17 protein-coding genes and 1 tRNA gene are annotated in these 21,213 nt (G+C 71.6%); 10 read left to right on the plus strand and 8 right to left on the minus strand.

Features of this window, described 5'->3' with window-relative positions; genetic code table 11:
* Positions 1-173: 173 nt before the first annotated feature.
* The 6 genes from ACZ7C5_RS20605 to ACZ7C5_RS20630 all read left to right on the plus strand — a co-directional run bounded on the left by ACZ7C5_RS20605 (position 174) and on the right by ACZ7C5_RS20630 (position 6,435).
* A complete protein-coding gene (locus ACZ7C5_RS20605) occupies positions 174-950 on the plus strand; it encodes a hypothetical protein (protein WP_470323166.1) in 777 nt (258 codons plus the stop codon).
* Positions 947-1,654 (plus strand): hypothetical protein, encoded by a 708-nt coding sequence (locus ACZ7C5_RS20610; protein ID WP_470323167.1) that lies wholly within the window; start codon positions 947-949, stop codon positions 1,652-1,654. Before ACZ7C5_RS20605 ends, ACZ7C5_RS20610 begins: the two co-directional genes overlap by 4 nt.
* Positions 1,651-2,898: an MFS transporter gene (locus ACZ7C5_RS20615; RefSeq protein WP_470323168.1), complete on the plus strand. Its 1,248-nt coding sequence runs from the start codon at positions 1,651-1,653 to the stop codon at positions 2,896-2,898. The genes ACZ7C5_RS20610 and ACZ7C5_RS20615 overlap by 4 nt, the downstream gene beginning before the upstream one ends.
* 1 nt (position 2,899) lies before the next feature.
* On the plus strand, positions 2,900-3,871 hold the full coding sequence (locus tag ACZ7C5_RS20620) for an insulinase family protein (protein ID WP_470323169.1): 972 nt from the start codon (positions 2,900-2,902) through the stop codon (positions 3,869-3,871).
* A 4-nt stretch (positions 3,872-3,875) separates the two neighbouring features.
* Positions 3,876-5,036, plus strand: a complete 1,161-nt coding sequence (locus ACZ7C5_RS20625) for an insulinase family protein (RefSeq protein WP_470323170.1) — start codon at positions 3,876-3,878, stop codon at positions 5,034-5,036.
* Positions 5,037-5,184: 148 nt separating this feature from the next.
* On the plus strand, positions 5,185-6,435 hold the full coding sequence (locus ACZ7C5_RS20630) for an IS701 family transposase (protein WP_470323171.1): 1,251 nt from the start codon (positions 5,185-5,187) through the stop codon (positions 6,433-6,435).
* A 1,156-nt stretch (positions 6,436-7,591) separates the two neighbouring features.
* On the opposite strand, the gene ACZ7C5_RS20635 is transcribed toward ACZ7C5_RS20630, so the two are convergent.
* A tRNA-Val gene (locus ACZ7C5_RS20635) sits at positions 7,592-7,663 on the minus strand.
* Positions 7,664-7,922: 259 nt separating this feature from the next.
* On the opposite strand from ACZ7C5_RS20635, the gene ACZ7C5_RS20640 reads away from it, so the two are divergent.
* Both ACZ7C5_RS20640 and ACZ7C5_RS20645 read left to right on the plus strand, forming a co-directional pair.
* On the plus strand, positions 7,923-9,218 hold the full coding sequence (locus tag ACZ7C5_RS20640; RefSeq protein ID WP_401078287.1) for a coiled-coil domain-containing protein: 1,296 nt from the start codon (positions 7,923-7,925) through the stop codon (positions 9,216-9,218).
* An 89-nt stretch (positions 9,219-9,307) separates the two neighbouring features.
* Positions 9,308-9,523 carry an FmdB family zinc ribbon protein gene (locus tag ACZ7C5_RS20645; RefSeq protein WP_401078285.1) on the plus strand — a complete coding sequence of 72 codons (216 nt, stop codon included), beginning with the start codon at positions 9,308-9,310 and terminating at the stop codon, positions 9,521-9,523.
* 15 nt (positions 9,524-9,538) lie between these two features.
* Here the strand turns inward: ACZ7C5_RS20645 and ACZ7C5_RS20650 are convergent, their stop codons facing one another.
* The 3 genes from ACZ7C5_RS20650 to ACZ7C5_RS20660 all read right to left on the minus strand — a co-directional run bounded on the left by ACZ7C5_RS20650 (position 9,539) and on the right by ACZ7C5_RS20660 (position 14,374).
* Positions 9,539-10,372, minus strand: coding sequence for an HAD family hydrolase (locus ACZ7C5_RS20650; RefSeq protein WP_470323172.1), 834 nt, complete (start codon positions 10,370-10,372; stop codon positions 9,539-9,541).
* On the minus strand, positions 10,372-12,948 hold the full coding sequence (locus ACZ7C5_RS20655) for a phosphoribosyltransferase (RefSeq protein ID WP_401078279.1): 2,577 nt from the start codon (positions 12,946-12,948) through the stop codon (positions 10,372-10,374). The genes ACZ7C5_RS20650 and ACZ7C5_RS20655 overlap by 1 nt, the downstream gene beginning before the upstream one ends.
* Positions 12,949-13,165: 217 nt before the next feature.
* Positions 13,166-14,374, minus strand: coding sequence for an HpcH/HpaI aldolase/citrate lyase family protein (locus ACZ7C5_RS20660; RefSeq protein WP_188300569.1), 1,209 nt, complete (start codon positions 14,372-14,374; stop codon positions 13,166-13,168).
* Positions 14,375-14,732: 358 nt separating this feature from the next.
* Here ACZ7C5_RS20660 and ACZ7C5_RS20665 point away from each other — a divergent pair, with 358 nt between their 5' ends.
* Positions 14,733-15,890, plus strand: a complete 1,158-nt coding sequence (locus tag ACZ7C5_RS20665) for a TerD family protein (RefSeq protein WP_470323173.1) — start codon at positions 14,733-14,735, stop codon at positions 15,888-15,890.
* A 99-nt stretch (positions 15,891-15,989) separates the two neighbouring features.
* Here the strand turns inward: ACZ7C5_RS20665 and ACZ7C5_RS20670 are convergent, their stop codons facing one another.
* Complete coding sequence (locus tag ACZ7C5_RS20670; protein ID WP_401078270.1) at positions 15,990-16,727, minus strand: Tellurium resistance; 738 nt, start codon at positions 16,725-16,727, stop codon at positions 15,990-15,992.
* Between the two features lie 338 nt (positions 16,728-17,065).
* Here ACZ7C5_RS20670 and ACZ7C5_RS20675 point away from each other — a divergent pair, with 338 nt between their 5' ends.
* Positions 17,066-18,220 carry a DUF2637 domain-containing protein gene (locus ACZ7C5_RS20675; protein WP_401078267.1) on the plus strand — a complete coding sequence of 385 codons (1,155 nt, stop codon included), beginning with the start codon at positions 17,066-17,068 and terminating at the stop codon, positions 18,218-18,220.
* A gap of 163 nt (positions 18,221-18,383) precedes the next feature.
* Here the strand turns inward: ACZ7C5_RS20675 and ACZ7C5_RS20680 are convergent, their stop codons facing one another.
* The 3 genes from ACZ7C5_RS20680 to ACZ7C5_RS20690 form a co-directional block, all read right to left on the minus strand.
* Complete coding sequence (locus ACZ7C5_RS20680; protein WP_470323174.1) at positions 18,384-19,481, minus strand: DUF475 domain-containing protein; 1,098 nt, start codon at positions 19,479-19,481, stop codon at positions 18,384-18,386.
* A 147-nt stretch (positions 19,482-19,628) separates the two neighbouring features.
* Positions 19,629-20,207, minus strand: coding sequence for a TerD family protein (locus ACZ7C5_RS20685; RefSeq protein ID WP_401078261.1), 579 nt, complete (start codon positions 20,205-20,207; stop codon positions 19,629-19,631).
* A 285-nt stretch (positions 20,208-20,492) separates the two neighbouring features.
* Positions 20,493-21,068: a TerD family protein gene (locus ACZ7C5_RS20690; RefSeq protein ID WP_188296500.1), complete on the minus strand. Its 576-nt coding sequence runs from the start codon at positions 21,066-21,068 to the stop codon at positions 20,493-20,495.
* Between the last annotated feature and the right edge of the window lie 145 nt (positions 21,069-21,213).

Genomic DNA, 21,213 nt, shown 5'->3' on the forward strand with positions numbered 1-21,213 from the left:
TGTGGAGATCATCGAGGTCATCGAGTCCCTCGAGGAGACCGAGGGCGGCCTGGACGCGCTGACGTCCGTGCAGGCCGGCGAGACCTGGAGCTGAGATCGAGGTTCAGGTCTTAACTGGCACCCGGCCCCTCGCGGGCCGGGTGCCTCCTTCACGGTCAAGGAGCGCTCAAACAATGGCTGGTGACAACCACCACTACCTCACCGAGGCCGACAGGCTAATGGCCGCTGCCGAGCAGGCAGCCGTCAGATATGGTCCCTCCTCGCAGGCGGTGGTCTTCCTCAAGTACGAGGAGTTGATCCGTCTGTGGCACGTTCACCTGAGCGTCGGGCCCGTCCCCGCTCTGCGTGAACGGCTGGCCTGTGCCGCTGCGGAGATCCGCGCGGCATATGCACGTGAACTCACGGTTCGACACGAGCATCCCACTCGTGTAGTAGGTGAGGACCCGCTAGTCATCGAGTTCGATCGTGCTGTGTTCCAGGGCCGTTACGCCGGGGTGGCCCGTACTGCGGTCGAGCAGACCTGGCACGTCCGTGGCGCCGAGGTGCCCTCCGACTTCGCCACGGGTGCACCGCACATGTTCGTGATAGACGACCTGGGACGCCTGCTCATCTGGCGACGCCGGTTCAACTTCCGTGAGCTCATTTTCGGGCGCGCGAAGTCACACATCGACGGTGTTCCGGTCGCCCACCCCATGCTGGTGCCCGACCGGCTGCGGGTCCGTACGGCGGGTGAGATCGTCCTGATCGGATTCCCGCACGTCCATGCCATCGTGGCGAACACCAAGTCCGGTCACTTCCGTCCGCCGCCCTCGACGGAAGCTGTCGTACGCGACGTGTGCACGGACCTTTTCTCGGTGCCGGGTGATCGGATCGACGTCTTCACTGTGGGAGGTCTGTCCGATCAGGAGTACGCCGGTTCCACCCATCGACTTGTGGAAGCGACACCATGAACAACCTCGAGCACGTCCTGCGAATACCCCGGGTCGGGGTGGAACACGAGTACCGATGGGTGATGGGAGCGGATTCGTCGGCCGACGCGGCCACTCACGACACGTTGCGCGACCAACTGGTCCAGATGTCCGGACTGCGTCTCTCGGATCAGGCCGTCGTCTCGCAGCACACACTGTGCCTCGACGACACCAGGTGGTCGCTGTCGAGCGCCAACTGCTCGTTGACGATGCTCGTGAACACGAACCGAGGGCCGTCCTGGCTGGTGGCGAAGGAGACCGTCCAGTGGGTCGACGGGCGTCGCGACGTGCTGGAAATGACCGAGTACGTTCCGGACACCAAGAACCTGGCGGGTACAGAGGTCCTCGCCGGCCGGCCGGGACAGTACCTGTCCCGCCGGGTTCCCACGCTGGGGGACCTGCGTGTGTTCGGCTACCTCTCCCAGCGACGGACCAAGGCGGCGTTGCTCACCGAGGACGGAGCGCTCATCGCCGTCAGTTGTGACGCGGTGGAACTGCGGGATCCGGCGTCGCGACCGGTGGACGCGTTTGTGGTGGTGGAACTGGAAGCGAACCAGGCGAGCCGAGTTGACCTGGCCGTGCTGGCGGATGTGGCCGCAACATTCTCTTCGCACTTCGCGCTCCCGGCCACGCAGGCGACGAAGCCGCAACTGGCCGCCGCTCGTCTGGGGTGGACTCGATCATGATTACTGAGAGTCAGGTGCTCGCGGCTGAGTCCCAGAAGCACACGCTGGGCCCATGGAAGAGTTGGCGTATCCTCCTGCTGGCGAACGCGTGCTCGTTGCTGGGGAACTACGCGCAGAACCTCGCGCTGCCACTCTGGGTACTGTCGGTGACCGGTTCCTACACCGCCACAGGCGTCACTTTCGCGGTCGGCACCCTTCCCGTGGTCCTCTGCGCACCGCTCGCGGGTCGCATCGTCGACCGATACGACCGGCTCCGGGTGTTCATCGCCTGCGAGCTCCTCTGCGCGACGCTGGTCCTGGTCATGGTCATGGGAGTGCGCGCAGAGAACCTGACTGTCGTCTACGTCACTTCGGCCCTCCTCAAGGCCATCGGCAGCGCATCTGTTCCTGCGGTGCAGGCGCTGCTCAAGGAGCGGGTGCCCGCTGACCAGGCCCGCCCGGTCATCGCGAAGTTCGAAGTGGTATTCGGCGGTGCTATGAGCCTTGGCCCATTGGTCGGTGCGGCACTCGCGGACGGGGTCGGTATCGAAGGGGCGCTGTGGGTCAACCTCGCGTCGTTCCTGGTGTCCGGGATCCTCGCGCTGGCGCTTCGGCGACCTGGAGCCGAGAGCCCTGCTCTGCCCCGCACCGACGACCGACCACGGGGACGGGTGGCACCCCTGCGCTGGAGCGGCATCGGCCTGCGGTTGCGACGCGTCGCGCTCGCCGAAGCGTCGTACTTCCTCTTCCTGGGCTCCGAAGTGGTCATAGCCCTGGCTGTTTTCAAGCAATCGGTGGGAGTCGCTGCGGCGGCCGGGTACCAGACGCTGGCCGGGATAGGCTGGATCGCCGGGTCGTCCCTGGTCGTTCGCAGATTCAATCGGCAGCCCCTCGTCATCTGGGCCGGCGCGGCGGTGTCCACGGTGGCGACCGCCGCGCTGGTGCTCAGCGGCTCTTCCTGGAGCTGGGCCACCGTCGTCGTGGTCGGTCTGCTCGGCGGCGCGGGCAACGTGATGATCGCCGGTGCGTCGACCGTGGTCTACCAGGAGTTGACGTCCAACGAGGTCATCGGCCGTATCTTCGCGTTCCGCCGTGCGATGCTCAACCTGCTCATGACGGTGTCGTACATCGTCGTTCCGTTCGCCGGGGAGCTTACCGCCCACCCGGCAACGGTACTGCTGGTCGCAGGCGTGGTTAACCTCGTGGTCAGCACTCTGTTGTTGGCCCCATATCTCAGTGACAGCAAGAGTGCCAGAGGTGACTAGCGTGGTGCACCTGGGACGGGTGAGCATCCTGCCGCCCGCCCCTCCCATAGTGGACTGGATTCCGTGGGGTGTGGCCACCGAGCCACCCGACGCACCCGGACTGACAGCCCTGACGTGTGCCGCGCTCTTCGGCACCGACACCTTCCGGGTCGGGCACCGGTGCTCCGGGATCACCAGGCCCATAGGACCGGCAGGGGTCCTGCCAGACCGGCGGCTGGCGAACGTCGATCTCGGCGCACTTCGCCGCACGCTCGTGACTGAAAGGGCTCACAGGCTGGGTGACAGGGGTTGGCTGGTCCGGCGCGCACTTCACCGGGTGGCCTGGGGCGAGGCCTGCCTCGACGCGATTCCCGGTGAGGCCGCGGCGGCGGCGATCACGGACCGGCAGATCGTGGAACACGCTCGCGCGGTGGAGGAGTTCCTCGCCAGCGGGGTGGGGCTGGTCACGAGCTCGGACACGCTGACCTGGCGCGGTGGACTGTACTACGGCGCCCGTGACAACCACCGGGTCGCGATGGGTGTGCAGATGCCCTGGCCCTCGGAGCCGTCCGACGGGGAGTCAGCACTGATCGCGGCGACCTACCTGGGGCGGGTGGGCGCACCCGGTCGCCTCGTCCAAGTGCTCGCGCAACGCCAGGTGCCGTACTACGCGGCCGCGGCAACGCCCGTCGTGGAGCACGGCGTCCCGTGCCTCAGCATCGGCCTCAGCACCGTAGCGGACCATGTGGTCGGGCTCTTGGAGGCCGTGCGAGACGTGCTCCGATGCCTTCGGCGGTCCGGGATGCCAGCCCAGGAACTACACCGCCTGCGGGCCAGTGCCGAGCTCTACGAGGCCGTCCATCCGTCGAGCGGTCCGTTCGACCGCCAGGCGGAGGATCGACCCGTCCAACCAGCCGTTCCCGCTGTCGCGGTGATCGGCCGACTCCCCGAAGGGACTGTTGCGAGAGTGCGCGAGGCCATTCGTGAATGGTGATGTCTTGCGTCTGCCGAGCCTGGGCGGCGGAACGATCGTCGTGTGCAGACCCGGGACGACGACCTCAGTGATCGCGACGTACGGGCTCGGGTTCGGCCACGACCCCTCCCACGCACCGGGCTTGGCCCATCTGTACGAACACCTCTATTTGGCGACGCTGCGCGGGCTCATGACCACCCCAGTGGTGGTCCAGGCACAAACCCGTGCAGACACGATGTCCATCTCGGCGACGGTGTTGTCGGACGCGGACCAGGAGCTGGTGGGGGCGCTGGCCGAGACTCCTCGCTTGCTTGCGGCTGGAAAGGTCGACGAGGGCATCCGGATGAGGGAGTGCCGCGCGATCGACGTCGAGCTGTCGGAGTGGTTCGGCAACCCGCTGCTTCTCGCTGGCCATAAGCTTGCGGCTCTGGCCACGCAGAGGCCCGGGCCAGCCAGGTTCGACGAGTGCCGCATCGGAGCCAGCTCAGCCATAGCGACGACGGACCTTCGCACACACGCCGCCCGTCGGGCAGCTGCTCTTCCCGAGCGGTTGGTGATCGTCGGTCCGAGGCCGGCGGAGGAATGGCCCGCCCTGGTCGACGCCGTGATGCCGTATGGTCTGGCAACTAGTCCTGCGGTTCACGCTCCCGGGGACGACCTACCCTGGCCAAGCGGAGACGTGCCCGGAGCCGACTGCCGGGTGTTCGTCGGTGTCCCGCTCCGACTGGAAACCCCGGACGACGCCGAGACGGTGCAGCTCGTCGCCCGGCTCCTGTTGCACGGGGCAGGGCCGCTTGCCGAGGTAGGCAACCTCGTTGGTGCCCGTTTCCGGGGGGGCTCGGTCGTTCCCACGGCGGGCTGTCTGGTGGTGACCGGCAGCTGGATCGCGGAGAACTCCCGTCGGCGGGAGGCCATCGCTGTGGCAATGAGCCAGTACGGGGGGCGGATCTCGCAGTCTCTCCTCACCGCACAAGCGGCCGCGGTGCTTATGGAGCGCCGTGCCGCAGCAACCACCTCCGCGACCCTGGCCACGGCGATCGACGGCTGGCAGGCCGGATCGGGGGTGAATCCGACTGCTGACGTCCTACCGGGCATGGATGATGTCAAACGGGTCATGCGGGCCGGGTGGGAGCGTTCCGTGCTGGTCGGAGCCCGACCCGCCCGGACCTGCGCTAGTTTGTTCTGAACGGCCTCCGATAGGCGGGCCAACAGTCCGTGGCTGGCGGTCCGGGTGGGCTGTCCGCCACGCTGCTAGTAGGGCTTGGTCAGGTTTGTGCGGTAGTGGCGTGTCTGTTGGTGGGTTGTGTCGTTGGTAGTGTGTGACACCTGAGGAGATGGCCGGGGTCCGGGAGGACCTGGCGGCGTTCACGGCGGAGATGTTCGAGGCGTTTACGCGCGCGGATCAGCATCGCTGGGGGCAGGCGTATGTGCGGGGACTGCTGTTGGACGGGCGGCGCAAGTCGGTGGAGCCGATGGCCGCGCGGCTCGGTGAGGACGGCAACCGGCAGGCGCTGGCACACTTCGTGACCACCAGCCCGTGGGACCCGGCGCATGTGCGGGCCCGGCTGGCCTGGAGGATGCAAGCCGAGCTGAAGCCGACGGCGCTGATCATCGACGACACGGGGTTCCTCAAGGACGGGGACGCCTCCGCGTGCGTGTCGAGGCAGTACACCGGAACCGCGGGCAAGGTGACCAACTGCCAGGTGGGCGTCTCGCTGCACCTGGCCACCGACCAAGCCTCCTCCGCCGTCGACTGGCGGCTGTTCCTCCCCAGGTCCTGGGATCCTGCCTCCGACAAGGCCGATCCGCTCAAGGTGGCCCGCCGCCAGCAGTGCGGCATCCCGGCGGACCTGGGGCATGTGGAGAAGCGGCAGCTCGCCCTGGACATGATCGACGAGACCCGTTCCTGGGGCGTGGATGTCCCGCTGGCCGTCGCGGACGCCGGCTACGGCGACACGGCCGCGTTCCGGCTGGGCGTGAACGAGCGCGGGATGAACTACGTCGTGGGCATCTCCACCACCCTCAGCGCCCAGCCGGGCTCCGCCCGGCCCCTCACCCCGCCCTACAGCGGGACCGGACGGCCGCCGGTGGCCCGGTATCCCGATCCGGCGAAGAGCGTGAAGGCGCTGGTCATCGAGGCGGGACGCGGTGCGGCCAGGCCGGTGTCCTGGCGCGAGGGCTCACGCCCGGGCAGGGGTCGCACGGGGTGCAAGCGCATGTACTCGCGGTTCGTCGCGCTGCGGGTGCGACCCGCCGGACGGGAGATCCGCGACCGGGCCGACGGTGCGGAACCGCCCGAGTGCTGGCTGCTGGCCGAGTGGCCCGCCAAGGAGCCCGAGCCGGTGCAGTTCTGGCTCTGCGACCTGCCCGCCGACACCCCGCTGACCACCCTGGTCCGCCTGGCCAAACTCCGCTGGCGCATCGAGCACGACTACCGGGAGATGAAACAGGCCCTGGGACTCGCCCACTTCGAGGGCCGCACCTTCAACGGCTGGCACCACCATGTCACCCTCGTCGCCCTCGCCCACGCCTTCTGCACCCTGCGGAGGCTGGCCCGTGCCCCAAAAGAAACAGCACCGGCCTGAGTCTCTACCAGGTCGTCCGCGAAATGCAGTTCCTCCTCGCAACCTGGGCCGGCGCCTGCCCCACCTGCCACCGCGACATACCCACATCCATACAAACCTGACCAAGCCCTACTAGTGCTGGATTCCTCGATGTAGGGGCCAGCGGGCTGAGCGACGTTTTCGTCGGTGACCTTGCACTGGTCGCGGTAGGCGGCGACGAGGGCGAGCTTTTGCTGCCGTTGGGTGCGCTGGTTGGGCTCCTGCGAAGCTACTCCGAGGGTCAGGCTCCACACTCCGGGCGGGTCTCCACGGTCCGGTCGGCGGGCAGGAGAGCCGGTCGGCGATCAGGGCGGCGCTGTCTGGTGGCGCGGGTTGGGCGCAGTGGAGCGCGGCACGGAGCTGATCCGGTCCGGCGCCGCGGGCGTGGACGAGGACCTGCTGTTGGGCGTGCTGGAACAGTTCGGGCAGGGCAGTGCGGCCGGTCACCTCGGCGAGGGCGGTCTCCGAAGTGGCGCCGGTGTTCTCGATGGCCTTGAGGGGGTTCAGGCGTGGGTTCGCCACCTCTGGGGCCGTCGTGGCCAGGTGGCAGCCGATATGCCGTGCGAGAACCTGGCTGAGGCTGTCGGCGATAGTGAGCGACGCCGTTCGGCAGCTGGCGCAACCTTGCGGCGGGCCCGTAGCCAGCGGTCTCAGCGCGGCACAGGGCTGCTGTGAGGGCGGGTCAGGCACATTCGGGGAGGCGGCCAGCAGGGCAGTGGTGTCGCGGTCGGCGAGGGCGCCGGCGAGGACAGCAAGCCGGCACCGTAACAGGCGTGGGAGTCGCCGTGATCGGTTGCCGTGTGTGCTGAATGCGTGCTGGAGGCCCCCGCATCTTCTGTTGCGCCCAGCCTGACCTGCGACTTCACATAGGGCCAGAGAGGCGACCCACAGTCTGCGTGAGCAGAGGTCGCACAGAGCGGTCAATTGACCAGAAGACCTACCCTGACCTGCTGTTTCTCCAACGAGAAGCCCTGATTCGGGCCTGAGTGCCGCCTTCTGGGGGCAGATGTCATCATGAGCACCAAAGTGGCTCTGACCTGCGGCGATACAGAACAAGGGCCAACGTTGCCACAAGTGCGAGGGCGAAGAATACGCGCCCCGATTGTCCGTTTCAACCTGAAAATATGTCCGTTATGGGTGGGCGCGGACGGTTTCGAACCGCCGACATCTGCTTTGTAAGAGCAGCGCTCTACCACTGAGCTACGCGCCCCCCGTCGTGGGCCGGTGGGCGCACGACGAGAGCCCAGGGTACCTGGTCCAGGGGGGTGGTGGGGGCCAGGTGCCCGGTGGGGCGGAGGCGGGGCGGGGCCGGTGGGGTGGGAGGGGGTGACGGGCCGGCGGGGGGATCGGGGAGAATGGAGGCCGGATCAGCGGGTCGGAGCAGGGAGCGCGCAGTGACGGTGGCCGGCGGGAGCGGGCGGGGGCGGCGTCGGGCGGGGAGTGCGCCGGCCGACGCGTTGGTGTTGCCGGTGGTGCTGGCCGGTGCGCTGGCGGCGGTCGGGCTGGCGTCGGCCGGGACCGGCGGCTGGTGGGGCCGGCGCGGCGGCGGTGAGGGCGGACGGACGCAGGCCCGGGAGGCCAGGGCGGCGGCCCAGGAGGCGTTCTACGAGCTGGAGGAGACCCAGCGCGAGGTGCAGCTCGCGGTGGAGACCGTCCGCGCGGCCGCGGACGGCCGGACGGCGCAGGGCGCGCTCACCGACCTGGCGGCGATCTCCGGCCGGGTCGATCAGGTCACCGTGAACTACCTCGCCGCCCTCGACGCCCACAACCTGGACAGCGAGACCCTGGACGCGGGCACCGCCGCGCAGGCCAAGCGCCAGCTGGAGGACGTCAAGGGACAGCTCGGCTCGGCCAAGGCGGAGCTGAACGACTTCCTGCGCCGACTGCAGCCGACCCTCCAGCACGCCGAGCAGCAGCTGATGCGGGTCACCCCGGCGGTCGAGCAGGCCAAGCGCGCGCTGCTCGCGGCCAGCAACGCGCTGGACGAGGTGCGCGGCGCCGGCCTGCGGGCGGACGACCTGGCGGCCCGGCTGGCGGAACTTGCGCCCGAGCTCGGCCGGCTGAACGAGGGCCCGGCCCGGCACGGCGTCGCGGACACCCTGCGGCGCGCGGACGACGTGAAGCAGCGCGCCGAGGCGATCGCCGCCGACGCCGGGCAGCTGCCGGAGCGGGCCCGGGAGATCGACCGGCGGGTGGCGAGCCTGCGGACCCGGATCCAGGCGCTGGAGACCAAGGCGGAGACGGTCGCGCCCGCCCTGAGCGAGCTGCGCCGCCGGTTCAGCACCTCCTGCTGGCAGGACCTCCAGCGGGTGCCCGACCAGGTCGCGGAGACCGGCCGCGCCGCCGAGCGCAAGCTCGCCGAGGCCGCCACGGCCCGGGACGAGCAGCGCTGGGCGGACGCCACCGGCGCGATCGGTACGGTCCGCGCGCTGCTGGAGACCGCCGACGGCTCGGTGCTGGCGGTGAACGACCGACTGCGGCAGCTGAACGAGGTGCAGCACGACCCCCACCAGGAGATCGAGCGCGCCCGCTTCGCCATCCGGGACGCCCAGCGGCTGGCGATGGCCGGGCGCAGCGCGCCGGATCCGCGGCACGCAGCGCCGCTGGACGAGGCGGTGGCCCGGCTCGACCGCGCGGTGGCCGCGCTGGAGGAGGCCGGCCGGCACCCCGACTACTGGCACTTCCTGACCGAGCTCGCGGCGGTACGGGACACCGCGGCGCAGGTGATCGGGCTGATCCGCGGGGACCTCGGCGGCCACCGGTAGCGACGGAGCAGACGGTAGTAAGACCGGACGACCGGACGACCGGACAGAACAGGCGGCCCGCGGACACCCCCACTGGGTACCCTGCCGGTATGCCACGCTACGACTTCCGCTGCCGCTCCTGCGGAGCCACCTTCGAGCTCCGCCGCCCGATGGCCCAGGCCAACGACCCCGCCGTCTGCCCGCAGGGGCACGAGGACACCGTGAAGCTGCTGTCCACCGTCGCCGTCACCGGCGCGGCCGGCGCCCAGCAGGCCCCCGCCGCCGGGGGCGGGGGCGGTTGCTGCGGCGGCGGCTGCTGCGGGTAGCCGTCGGGCCCCCGGTCAGACCCCGACCGGCAGGGCCGTCGCCCCCGCCAGGAACCGCCGGACGATCTCCTCCCCCGCCGTCACCCCCACCTCCGCCAGGGCGGTGACGCCGGGGGCCGTCCAGCCGCTGTCCGCGAGTTCGCCGTGCCCGGGGCGCCAGCCCGCGTCCGCCGCGAGCAGCAGGTCCGCGTCGAGCAGGGAGTCCCCGGCGGCCAGCACGGTGTCCGCACCGCTGCGCCGGACGACTTCGGCCAGGGCGGCGCTCTTGGTGAGCGGCGCCGGCACCGTGTACACCTTGCGGCCCTGCAGGGAGACCGCCCAGCCGCGCTCGGCGCACCAGCCGGTCAGGTCCGCCAGCCAGCCCTCGGGCAGCGCGGCGCGCTCGACCACCAGGTAGGCGAACAGCTCGTCGGCGACCCGCCGCTTGTGGGTCCACTCCGGGTCGGCGCACAGCGCGAGCCGCCGGACCACCTCCTCCAGCGGGGCCGAGCCGGCGGCTATCCGCCCGGTGATCTCGGCCCGCCAGTCGCCGTCCGGCACGCCGTCCACCAGCAGCTGTCCGCCGTTGGCGCAGATCGCGTACGCGGGGACCCAGTCCGGCGTCGGGCCCGGCAGGTTGACCCGCCCGTACTGCTCCGGCGTCCTGGTGGTGGCCGGGACGAAGCAGGCCTCCCGGGCGAGTTCGGCGAGCAGCCCGGCGGCCCGCTCGGTCATGAAGGACAGCGGGCGCCCCTGGTACAGCTCGACGCAGAGCAGCCGCGGCGCGAGCCGGTCGGGCACGCCCAGGGCCATGGCCCGCTCGGAGTAGATCAGCGTCCGGTCGAGGTCGCTGGCCACCAGAACACCCATCAGGAATCCCTCCCCGTAGTCTCGGTAACGGCCCGCTCATCGGCGACGGCCCGCCCGTCGGTCACGGCCGACCCGTCGGTCACGGCCCGCCCGTCTCCCCCGGTCGCCCCGCGGCTGTAGCGGGGGTGGATCAGCCCGACGCAGGTGTACGGCAGCCCGTCCACCTCCTCGACCCCGACGCCGCGCTGGGCGGCGAGCAGCCGGACGTGGTCCAGGTCCGCACCCGCGCCGCGCCGCGCGAGGATCCGCCAGGGGACGCGGCGCAGCAGCACCCGGGTGGTCTCGCCGACGCCCGGCTTGACCAGGTTGACGTTGTCGATGCCGTACTCGGCGCTGATCCGCTCCACGGCGGCCCAGCCGGCCCAGTCGGGCACCCGGTCCGGGTCGGCGGAGAGCCGGCCTGCGCCCTGGACGGCGGCGGCGCGGACCTCGCCGAAGCGGGCGGCCACCGCGTCCAGGAAGGCCGCGGAGACGTCGCTCCCGGCCAGTTCGGCGTAGTGCTTGGCGCCGTGGAAGTCGTCCGGACCGATCAGCCCGGCCCGCAGTACGGTGCGCGAAACCAGCCCGGAGACCGTGGAGTTGAGGCAGGCGGACGGGATCAGGAAGTCGTCCCTGGTGCCGTACGTCCGCACGCAGCGGCCCGGGTCGGCGAGCACCGCGAGGTCCGGGTCGAAGCCGGTGCCGGCCAGCGCGTCGGCGAGTTCGCGGGTGATCGCGCCCTTGCCCGTCCAGCCGTCCACGAACACCACGTCCTGCGGGCGGTGGTGGGCCGCCAGGTACCGCAGCGCGACCGGGTCGATGCCGCGGCCGCGCACGATCGAGACCGCGTAGTGCGGCACGGACAGGCCGTGCGCGAAGGCCAGCCAGCGGCGGATCAGGATGCCGACGGGCGTCCCGGCCCTGGCCAGCGAGGCGAGCACCAGCCCGGGGCCGCGCTCGCGCAGCAGCGTCTCGGCGACGGTGCCGACGGCGAGCGCGATCCGGCCGGCGGAGCCGCGCAGCGCCTGGTGGAACAGGTCCTGGTAGGCGGGGCTGGGCTGGTACTCCACCGGCAGCGACTCGGCGTAGTGCGCGCCGCCGTTCTGGACGGCCTCCTCGCGCTCCTCGGTGGGGGCTTCGAGCGCGACCCCGGAGAGGTCCTTGAGCAGCCAGGCCACCTCCTCGGCCCGGTACGAGGAGAACGCCGGCCCGTACAGCGGCACGGGCAGCGAGGACCGCGCGGGCAGCACAGGCAGCACGGGCGACACGGGCGGCACGGGCAGGGAAGAAGGCACCGGCGGCGAGGCCGCCACGGCCACCGGCCGGTGCGAGGGCAGCACCGCGAGCACCACCCCGTCGGTCACCCCCCGCAACTGCCCGAGCAGCGCGCGCTCCCCCTCGTGCAGCGCCGGGGTGTCGGCCACGTCGTCCACCACCAGCACCACGGCGTCGAAGCGCCGCGCCGGGTCGCTGCCCGGCGCGACGTTGTACGCGTAGCGCTCGGCCGAGCCGCCGTCCCGCGGGTCGTCGTGGGCCGGGAAGGCGAGCCGGGTGCGGATGGCGTAGCCGGGGTCGTCCACCGCCAGGACGGGCGAGCGGGTGGTGGTGGAGAACCGGACGCGGTCGCCGCCGAGCCGCTCGGCGAGGGCGCCGGCCAGCCGCAGCGGCGCGTACATCAGCTCCTCGAAGCCGAGCACCAGCACCCGTCGCGCCCCGGCGGGCAGGGCCTCGGCCAGCTGCCCGGCCAACCGGGGCAGCGCGGCGTCCAACCGGGCCCGGTCGTGGGCGGTGAAGCCGTGCCGGCCGCCGTCCGGGAGCCCGGCGGGCCAGTCCAGCCCGACCCTGGTCAGCGGCGCGGGGGCGGCCGCCGGGGGCGCTTCGGCCGGCGCAGCCTCGGCGACCAGCCGCTCGGCCCGCGCCACGACGTCCTCGGGCAGTTCGACGGCCCCGCTCGCGGTGGCCACCAGGTCCAGCCGGACGCCGAGTTCGGCGGCGGCCCGGTCGAGCCGGCGCCGGTCGGCGGCGGAGCGCAGGTCGACCAGGGCGACCACCACGTAGTGGCCGCGCGGGTGGCTGGCGTGCAGGTCGCGGATGGTGTTGAGCACCGTCCTGCCGGTCGAGAACTCGTCGTCCACCAGCACCAGGGGGCCGTCCCCGGCGAGGAGTCCGGGGTCGGCGGGGAGCAGCAGGTGCGAGGTGGCGTGCGAGTGCTCCTCCTCGAAGCCGCCGACCGGGGCCAGGCCGGGCACCGGGCGGCGGGTGGAGTGCAGGTAGGGGGCGTCCAGGCCGTCGGCGACGCTGTGGCCGAGGCCGGTGGCGGTCTCCGCGTAGCCGAGCACGACGGCCCGCGCGGCGGCCCGCGCGCCGAGCAGTCCGCGGACCCGGCGGCCGAGTTCGAGCCCGGTGCCGTGGACCACCGAGGGCCGCTGCGGCACGTGCTTGCCGAGCACGTTGGAGACCAGCAGGTGGGCGCGCTTCGGGTTCCCCGCGCGCAGCGCCAGGCCGACGAGTTCGGGGAGGCGCTCGGAGCCGGTCAGCGCGATCCCGGCCCGGTCGGCGACCCAGCGGCCGGTCCACGTCTGCGGTGTTGCTGTCACTGCTGGTCCTGCCTTCGATGGTGCGATGGTGCGTTCGTCATATCCGTCCTACGGGAACCGGAGGGAACGGCCGGGCCTCGACGGCGCGAAGAATCGGTCGTACGGCGGTCGTCCGGGGAGCACGGGGAGTCCGGGGAGCACAGGGAGTCCGGGGAGCCGGCCCCACCGCAGCCCGCCCCACGACACCCGGCCGCACGGCAGCCACCCGCCCACGGGATCAGCCGCACAGGCAGGCCGACAGCAGTTCCGCGAAGCTCACGTCCTCCCTGGCCACCCCGAACACCTCCGCACGCAGCAGCACCCGCTCCGCCCAGGCCCGGTGCGGCCGGGCCTCGTTCATCTTGTTGGTGTACGCCGAGCGCAGCACCCCTCCGCCGTCCTGCTCCTGCCGGAGGATGTCGCGGGCGTCGCAGTACTCCTCGTGCGTGACCACGGAGAGCGCGTGCACGGCGGGCACGTGGCTGGGGTGGATGCAGGTCTTGCCGAGCAGGCCGTTGGCCCGGTCCAGCTCGACCTCCCTGATCAGCCCGTCCAGGTCGTGTTCGATGATCCGCCGGCGGACCTCCTCCCCGGAGGCCCTGGCCGCCCCGGCGGCGGCGCCGACCGCGGCCCCGGCGAACGGGGTGCGGCGCAGCTGCGGCTTGAACATCCGCTCCTGCACCGGGAAGTACTCCCAGACCGGCCCGGTGATGGTGTGCCCGGTGCCGTCCGCCCGGCCGAGCACGTTGACCACGTCCCCGATCACCGCCGCGACCAGCGCGACGTCGTACGCGGTGAGGTCGGGCGAGCGCCGCAGGCCGTACGCGGAGCAGAGGTCGGTGACCCCGAGGCGGACGGCGAGCACCCGCTCCCGGTACCCGGCGAGCAGCTCGGCGAGACCGAACAGCTGCTCCCGCCTGGTCTCCAGGTGGGCGAGTTCGGGCGATTCCAGGACGGGCATGGCGAACAGCCGCCGCCCGGTCGCGGCCTCGGCGGCGGCCAGCGCGGCCAGGTACGCGCCACCGTTGGCGGGGGTGAACTTCGGCAGCACGAAGCCGCTGAGCAGCTCGACGGCCGGGCCGAGGCGTTCGGCCAGGTCGAGGATCTGGGCGGCGGTGCGGACCCGGATGAAGAGGAGGGGGTGACTCTGTGCACAGTCGGTGAAATCATTGACCAGGTCAGTCAGCTGCTCGACCAGGTTCCGTTCGCCCGCGTCCACCTCGTGGTCGGCGATCGCGTCCTCCAGGCAGAGCACCATCGACACCACGCCCCGACCAGCCTGTTTGCGGATGTCGGCCGCCAGGGCGGGCCTGGTGGCCGGGCTGTAGAGGGTGCCGCCGAGCGCGGTGGCGAGCACCGCCGGTTCACTGCGCGCGGTGAACGGGCGCGGCTGTTCCAGGAAGAGCCGGCCGCGTACGTCCTCGGCGAGGTGGCCGAAATGGCGCATGTGCTCTCCTCCAGGAAGTGGACCGACCGCCGGCCCGTTGCCGACGACACCCTGGTCAACCTGCCGACCGGGCGCCATGGTTCCCCGGACGCGCCTCCGCCGGACGCCCTGCCGCCGAACCCTCCGGGGACCCTTCGACCGCCCATCGTACGGACGGGATCAGGCCGCTCCCGGTTCCCCGGCACTGAACTCCCGGAACATCCCGGTCCACTTGGACGATCATGGGCGCGACGTCGGCGAACTTCGGAAACGACGGCGGCAAACCTCGGAAAGCGCAAGTCTTGGCAAAGTCCGACCCGGCGCGGACCGGTCCGGTCACGTTGTCCGAAGGGGTGGCGAACAGGCAGGATGGTCGGCTATGACGCACGTGATGGCCAAGGGCGCCAACATCGCACTGCCGGCGGCGGCGGTCCGCGCCGTGCTGCGCTGGAGCGCCACGCCCGGTGCGCCGGACGTGGACGCGTCCGCGCTGCTGCTCGGCGCCGGCGGCAAGGTCCGCTCGGACGCCGACTTCGTCTTCTACAACCAGCCCCGTCACCCGTCCGGCCTGGTCCGCCACCTGCCCAAGCAGCAGACCTCCGGCGGCTCCGAGATCATCGACACGGTCGAGGTCGAGCTGGGCAAGCTGCCCGCCGAGGTGGACCGCGTGGTGCTGGCCGGCTCCTCCGAGGGCGGACCGTTCCGGGCGGTGCCGGGGCTGCGTCTGCTGCTCTTCGACGCCACGGCGGGCGAGGGCGCGCCCGCGCTCGCCGAGTTCCGGATCGAGGACGCCGAGACCGTCACCGCGCTGGTCGCGGGCGAGCTGTACCGCCGGGCCGGGGGCTGGAAGTTCCGGGCGATCGGCCAGGGATACACCTCCGGGCTGATCGGGCTCGCCACCGACTTCGGCATCACCGTGGACGACGAGGCGGAGGCCGACCTGGCGGCGGCCTCCGAGTCCGGGTCCGCCGCCTCCCCGTCCGGCGCGCTCGACCCGCGCAGCACCCCGCTGCCGGACCCGCGCTCGACCACCCCCGAGCCGGGCACCTTCACCCTGGCCCCGGCCGTCCCGCAGCCGACGCCCGAGCCGGTCCGGCCCCAGGCGGCCGCCGCCGTGGGTGCTCCGCCCGCCGCGGCGCCCGCACCGGTGACCCCGCCGCCGCCCGCCGCCCCGCCGACCATGCCCCCGCCGCCCACCGTGCCCCCCGGCCACCGGCCCGGCGCCGGCTACGGCTACCCCCAGCAGCAGCCCGGCACGGGGTACGGCTACCCCCAGCAGCAGCCGACCGGCGGCTACGGCTACCCGCAGCCCGGCCCCGGCCAGCAGCCCTACCAGCAGCAGCCGGGCGGTTACGGCTACCCCCAGCCCGACCGGCCCGCCCCGCCGCAGCGCCCCGCCGGCTACGGCTACCCGCAGCAGTCCGGCACCGGCCAGCAGCCGCCCGTCCCGCCGCAGTCGCCGACGGCCCAGCCCCCGGCGCTCGTCGGCGAGGAGTTCGCGCTGCCGCCGCAGGGCCCGCAGTTCCAGCCCCGCTGACGCCCCGGCGGGACCACCCGCCACCCCGACCCGGCCCGACCCAGCCGGGTCCGACGGCACCCCGCCCCCGCCGCGAGGACCGCCGGTCACCAACCGGCGTCAGTCCCCCTTGTACCCGCGCTGCCACTGCATCCCGAACCCGTACAGCCGGTCGATGTCCGCCTGGAACCCGTTGACGTACCGCACCTCGCGGCGCACCCTCAGCTGGTTGTCCCCCGCGTTCTCGATCAGCACCACCGCGCAGGACCGCGCCGCCCTGGCCCGTTCCTCCAGCTTGATCTCGATCCGCGGCCCGGTCTGCGGCACGATCGTGACCACCGCGTGCGACTGCTCGAAGGCCGGCGTGCCGTCGTAGATGTAGACGAAGATCAGCAGCCGCTTGAACTTGTCCTTCTTCTCCAGGTTGACGTACATCGTCTCGCCGGACGGCGCCCCGTACTGGTCGTCGCCGCTGAGCTTGATGTACGGCGCGCTCTGGAGGTCGCCGAAGAGCCCGCCGAGCGGCTGCACCACACCCGTGGAGCCGTCGGAGAGTTCGTACATGCAGGCCAGGTCGAGGTCGACGTTCATCGGCTCGGTGCCCTGCGCCGAGTCCGGCTCCTGCGGCCGCAGGATCCGCGGGCTGAAGAACCGCTTGAAGGAGTCCCCGGGACTCGGCCGGGCGCCACCGGAGCTCATCGTCCAGTGCAGGTTGACGTAGAGGTAGCCGGTGGTGGCGGCCGGCCCGGTGATCGCGTGCTGCGGGGACGATTTGGTGAGCGTGACCTTGTGCTGACCGCCGGGGTTGTCGAAGGTGTAGCTCCGGTCCCCGCGCAGGTACTCCCAGATCGAGACCATGCCGTCCTCTCCCCCTGCTCCCGCCAGGCGGTCTGACGGTCCGCCGACCAATGATCGGGCATCGGCCCGGCCGGGCGATACCCCGTCCGGCCCTTCCGCTACCCAGGTCGGCCGGACCGGCGGGTCGATTGGCCGGAGCCAGCCCCCTCCCGTAACATGCCGCCCTCTCGGACGCGATATCGTCTAGCCGCACAGGTGTCCCGTCCGCCCCTGCGCGGGCGCGGCGGCACGCCGTGCGGCGACGAACGAACCGTCAGGCCATGCCCGCCCGGCCGGTCCTGACCGCCTGTGTCTCGCTGTGTACCTGTCCCCTGCGGAAACCCGAGGCCCGACCCGCAATGAACCTGACCTCCATACAGCTGGTCTGGACCGTCGTCGGCGGCGCAGCCCTGCTGTTCGTCGCCGTCCTGATGGCGACGCTGCGTTTCAAGAGCTCGAAGAAGGACGAGTCCGGCGACTCCTGGGAGCGCAGCGAGGAGCGCCGCCGCCGCAAGGAGATGATCTACGGCATCTCCTCGTACACGCTGCTGTTCTGCTGCGCCGGTGTCGCCGCCGCCCTCTCCTTCCACGGCCTGGTCGGCTTCGGCAAGGAGAACCTGGGCCTGTCCGGCGGCTGGGAGTACCTGGTCCCGTTCGGCCTGGACGGCGCCGCGATGTTCTGCTCGGTGCTCGCCGTCCGCGAGGCCAGCCACGGTGACGCCGCCCTCGGCTCGCGCCTGCTGGTCTGGGTGTTCGCGATCGCCTCGGCCTGGTTCAACTGGGTGCACGCCCCGCGCGGCCTCTCGCACGACGGTGCCCCCGAGTTCTTCTCCGGCATGTCGATCTCGGCGGCGATCCTGTTCGACCGGGCGCTGAAGCAGACCCGCAAGGCCGCGCTGCGCGAGCAGGGCCTGGTGCCGCGTCCGCTGCCGCAGATCCGCATCGTCCGCTGGCTGCGCGCCCCGCGCGAGACCTACGCGGCCTGGTCGCTGATGCTGCTGGAGAACGTCCGCAGCCTGGACGAGGCGGTCGAGGAGGTCCGCGAGGAGCGCCAGTCGAAGCTGGACGCCAAGGCCCGCGCCCGTACCGCCGACCGCCGCGAGCGGGCCGAGCTGAAGGCCATCTCCCGCCAGGGCGGCATGCTCGCCCGGGCCCGCGGTGGCCGCCAGGTGCCCGCCCTCACGGCTGCCGGAGACGGCCCGAGCACTACGGAGCCTGCCCTAGCCGCGGAATCCGACGCCACCACCCCGTCCTCGTCCTACTCGGCCTCGCTCCGGTCCACCGACCCGCTCGAGCCGGCCGCCCTGGACGCCGGCCGCCGCCCCCGCGCCGCGGTCAGCTCCTCCTACTCGTCCTCCACCTACTCGTCCTCCTCGTACTCCTCGGCCTCCGGCACCGGGTCGTCCCGCAGCGGCTCGACCGTCGACCTGACCGCGGACGACGACACCCTGTCGATGCCGAAGCTGGACTCGCTGGAGCGCAAGCTGCGCGCGATCGAGCAGCAGCTCGGCTGACGTCCGCAGGAGCATCCCGGGGCGGCCGGCCCCGCCTCCGCAGCGGGGCGGCCGGTCCGCGCTCCGGACGGGCCGCACCGGACCGCGACCCGGCGGACCACGAACGCGCGACGGCCGCCCCGGGATTCCCGGGGCGGCCGTCGCGCGTGTGTCCGTCGGACGGTTACTTGCCGCTGCCGACCGGATCCGGCTGCTCCTCGTCCGAGCCCTCGCGCCGGTTGCGCAGGATCGAGGAGCCGAGCGCCAGCCCGATGAAGGCGACGCCGATCAGGCCGGTGACGATCTCCGGGATGTGGTACTTGATCCCGACCAGCAGGATCGCCGCCAGCGCGCCGATCGCGTAGTGCGCGCCGTGCTCCAGGTAGACGTAGTCGTCCAGGGTGCCCTTGCGGACCAGGAAGACGGTCAGCGAGCGGATGTACATCGCGCCGATGCCGAGGCCCAGGGTGATCATGAAGATGTCACTGGAGATGGCGAACGCGCCGACCACGCCGTCGAAGGAGAACGAGGCGTCCAGGACCTCCAGGTAGAGGAAGAGGAAGAACGCCGCCTTGCCACCGACCTGGACGATCGACTTGCCGGACTTCTCCGCCGCCTCCTCGCGCTCCTCCTCGGCCTCCAGGCCCGACTCGAAGATCGACGAGAGGCCGTTGACGGTGAGGTAGGTGACCAGGCCGAGGACGCCGGCGAGCAGCACGGTCTCCGCGTGCTCCTCGGCGAAGAAGTTGGCGGCCAGCAGCAGGGAGACCAGGGCGACGACGCTGGAGAAGGCCTCCAGCTTGCCGACCTTCTCCAGCGGGCGCTCGATCCAGGCCAGCCAGTTGTGGTCCTTCTCCTCGAAGAGGAAGTCGAGGAAGATCATCAGCAGGAAGACGCCTCCGAAGGCCGCGATGGCCGGGTTGGCCGCCTCCAGGTACTGGCCGTAGGTGAGGCCGTCGTGGGTCTTGTCGGAGTGCAGCGCGAGGTCGATGACCGTCGCGGGGTTGAGCTTCGCGGTGAGGCCGACGACCAGCAGCGGGAAGACCAGGCGCATGCCAAAGACCGCGATGAGCACACCGACGGTCAGGAAGATCTTCTGCCAGTACGGGTTCATCCGCTTCAACACCGTGGCGTTGACCACAGCGTTGTCGAACGACAGGGAGATCTCCAGGATGGAGAGGATCAGCACGATGCCGAAGCCTTGGGCTCCCCAGAGCAGTCCGGCTGCGACCAGACCGATGGCGGTGATCGCGAACGACCAGCCGAATGTGCGGAGGAACACGGGAGTTGGCTACCTTTCGGGTTTTGGCCGTGTCGGGGGCGGCCTCGTCCCCGAGACGCCCTGACCGGGCCCGGCCCGGTCAGGTCTCCCCCGCACTGCCCTCGGTTCTCATGATCGGGTCGGGTGCGACGAGTCCGATTTCCGCCCTTACTGTACGTTCACGCCGAAGTCGAGCGCGATGCCGCGCAGGCCGGAGGCGTACCCCTGGCCCACCGCGCGGAACTTCCACTCGCCCGCGTAGCGGTACAGCTCGCCGAAGATCATCGCGGTTTCGCTGGACGCGTCCTCGGACAGGTCGTAGCGGGCGATCTCCTGGCCGTCGAGCGAGTTGACGACCCGGATGTAGGCGTTGCGGACCTGACCGAAGTTCTGGAGCCGCGCCTCGGCCTCGTAGATCGAGACCGCGAAGACCACCTTGTCCGCCTGTGCCGGGACGAGGTCGAGGTTGACCACGACCACCTCGTCGTCACCCGTGTCGTCGCCGCCGGTGAGGTTGTCGCCCTGGTGCTCCACCGAGCCCTCGGGGCTCTTGAGGCTGTTGTAGAAGACGAAGTACTCGTCGCCGAGCACTCGCCCGCCACCGCAGATCAGGGCGCTCGCGTCGAGGTCGAACGGGGCGCCCGTGGTCGAACGGGCGGACCAGCCGAGGCCGATCTGGACCTGCGTCAGGTTCGGCGCGGCCTTGGTGAGCGAGACGTTGCCGCCCTTGGCGAGCGTGACCACCATGACGTTCTTCCTCCCATGCTTCTCCCGGGGCGCCATCCAGGTGTATCCCCCGCGGCCCCGGCCGACCGGCTCCGGTCGGCTGAACTTCCTGAACTCACATCCTCGCAGCGCGGCGCACCGGCGCGGCACCCGGTCGGGCGAACCGGTCCGCGGCCCGCCCCCGCCGGGGAACGCGGCCGGGAACGAGCCCGGCAACGCGGCCGGGGCGGCCCCGGGACCACGGAGGTCCGGGACCGCCCCGGGAGAACGGCGCGCGGGCCGCCGGCGAAGGCCGCCGACGAGGACTCAGACGTTGACGCCGAAGTCCTGCGCGATGCCGCGCAGGCCGGAGGCGTAGCCCTGGCCGATGGCGCGGAACTTCCACTCCGCGCCGTTGCGGTACAGCTCGCCGAAGACCATCGCGGTCTCGGTGGAGGCGTCCTCGGAGAGGTCGTACCGGGCCAGCTCGGTGTTGTCGGCCTGGTTCACCACCCGGATGAACGCGTTGCGCACCTGGCCGAAGTTCTGGCCGCGGGTCTCGGCGTCGTAGATCGACACCGGGAAGACGATCTTGTCCACGTCCGCCGGCACGCCGACCAGGCTGACCTTGATCGCCTCGTCGTCGCCCTCGCCCTCACCGGTGAGGTTGTCGCCGGTGTGCTCCACCGAGCCGTCCGGGCTCTTCAGGTTGTTGAAGAAGACGAAGTTGCCGTCCGACGCGACCTTGCCCTGGGCGTTGCACAGCAGGGCGCTGGCGTCCAGGTCGAAGTCCGCACCGGTGGTGGTCCTGACGTCCCAGCCCAGACCGACGAGCACGGCGGTGAGGCCGGGGGCCTCCTTGGTGAGCGAGACGTTTCCGCCCTTGCTGAGGCTGACTCCCACTAGTCCTCCAAGAATCGGGAGGCACGTCCAGTGGTGCCCCCGGTGGTGCGGTCCTGGGCGACGGGAGACGCATCGGCTCCCGCACCCCACCCCGCCAACGGCCCGAGCGTAGTACGCGGTTCCCGAGCGCACCCCTGATCAGCCC

It is taken from the genome of Kitasatospora sp. NPDC036993, from assembly GCF_055607525.1.

Excerpts from the sequence above, each read along its gene's own strand:
- ACZ7C5_RS20630 (WP_470323171.1), top strand. The coding sequence starts at position 5,185 with ATGGCCGGGGTCCGGGAGGACCTGGCGGCGTTCACGGCGGAGATGTTC.
- ACZ7C5_RS20645 (WP_401078285.1), top strand. The coding sequence starts at position 9,308 with ATGCCACGCTACGACTTCCGCTGCCGCTCCTGCGGAGCCACCTTCGAG.
- ACZ7C5_RS20675 (WP_401078267.1), top strand. The coding sequence starts at position 17,066 with ATGAACCTGACCTCCATACAGCTGGTCTGGACCGTCGTCGGCGGCGCA.
- ACZ7C5_RS20660 (WP_188300569.1), bottom strand. The coding sequence starts at position 14,374 with ATGCGCCATTTCGGCCACCTCGCCGAGGACGTACGCGGCCGGCTCTTC.
- ACZ7C5_RS20605 (WP_470323166.1), top strand. The coding sequence starts at position 174 with ATGGCTGGTGACAACCACCACTACCTCACCGAGGCCGACAGGCTAATG.
- ACZ7C5_RS20650 (WP_470323172.1), bottom strand. The coding sequence starts at position 10,372 with ATGGGTGTTCTGGTGGCCAGCGACCTCGACCGGACGCTGATCTACTCC.
- ACZ7C5_RS20610 (WP_470323167.1), top strand. The coding sequence starts at position 947 with ATGAACAACCTCGAGCACGTCCTGCGAATACCCCGGGTCGGGGTGGAA.
- ACZ7C5_RS20665 (WP_470323173.1), top strand. The coding sequence starts at position 14,733 with ATGACGCACGTGATGGCCAAGGGCGCCAACATCGCACTGCCGGCGGCG.
- ACZ7C5_RS20670 (WP_401078270.1), bottom strand. The coding sequence starts at position 16,727 with ATGGTCTCGATCTGGGAGTACCTGCGCGGGGACCGGAGCTACACCTTC.
- ACZ7C5_RS20615 (WP_470323168.1), top strand. The coding sequence starts at position 1,651 with ATGATTACTGAGAGTCAGGTGCTCGCGGCTGAGTCCCAGAAGCACACG.
- ACZ7C5_RS20685 (WP_401078261.1), bottom strand. The coding sequence starts at position 20,207 with ATGGTGGTCACGCTCGCCAAGGGCGGCAACGTCTCGCTCACCAAGGCC.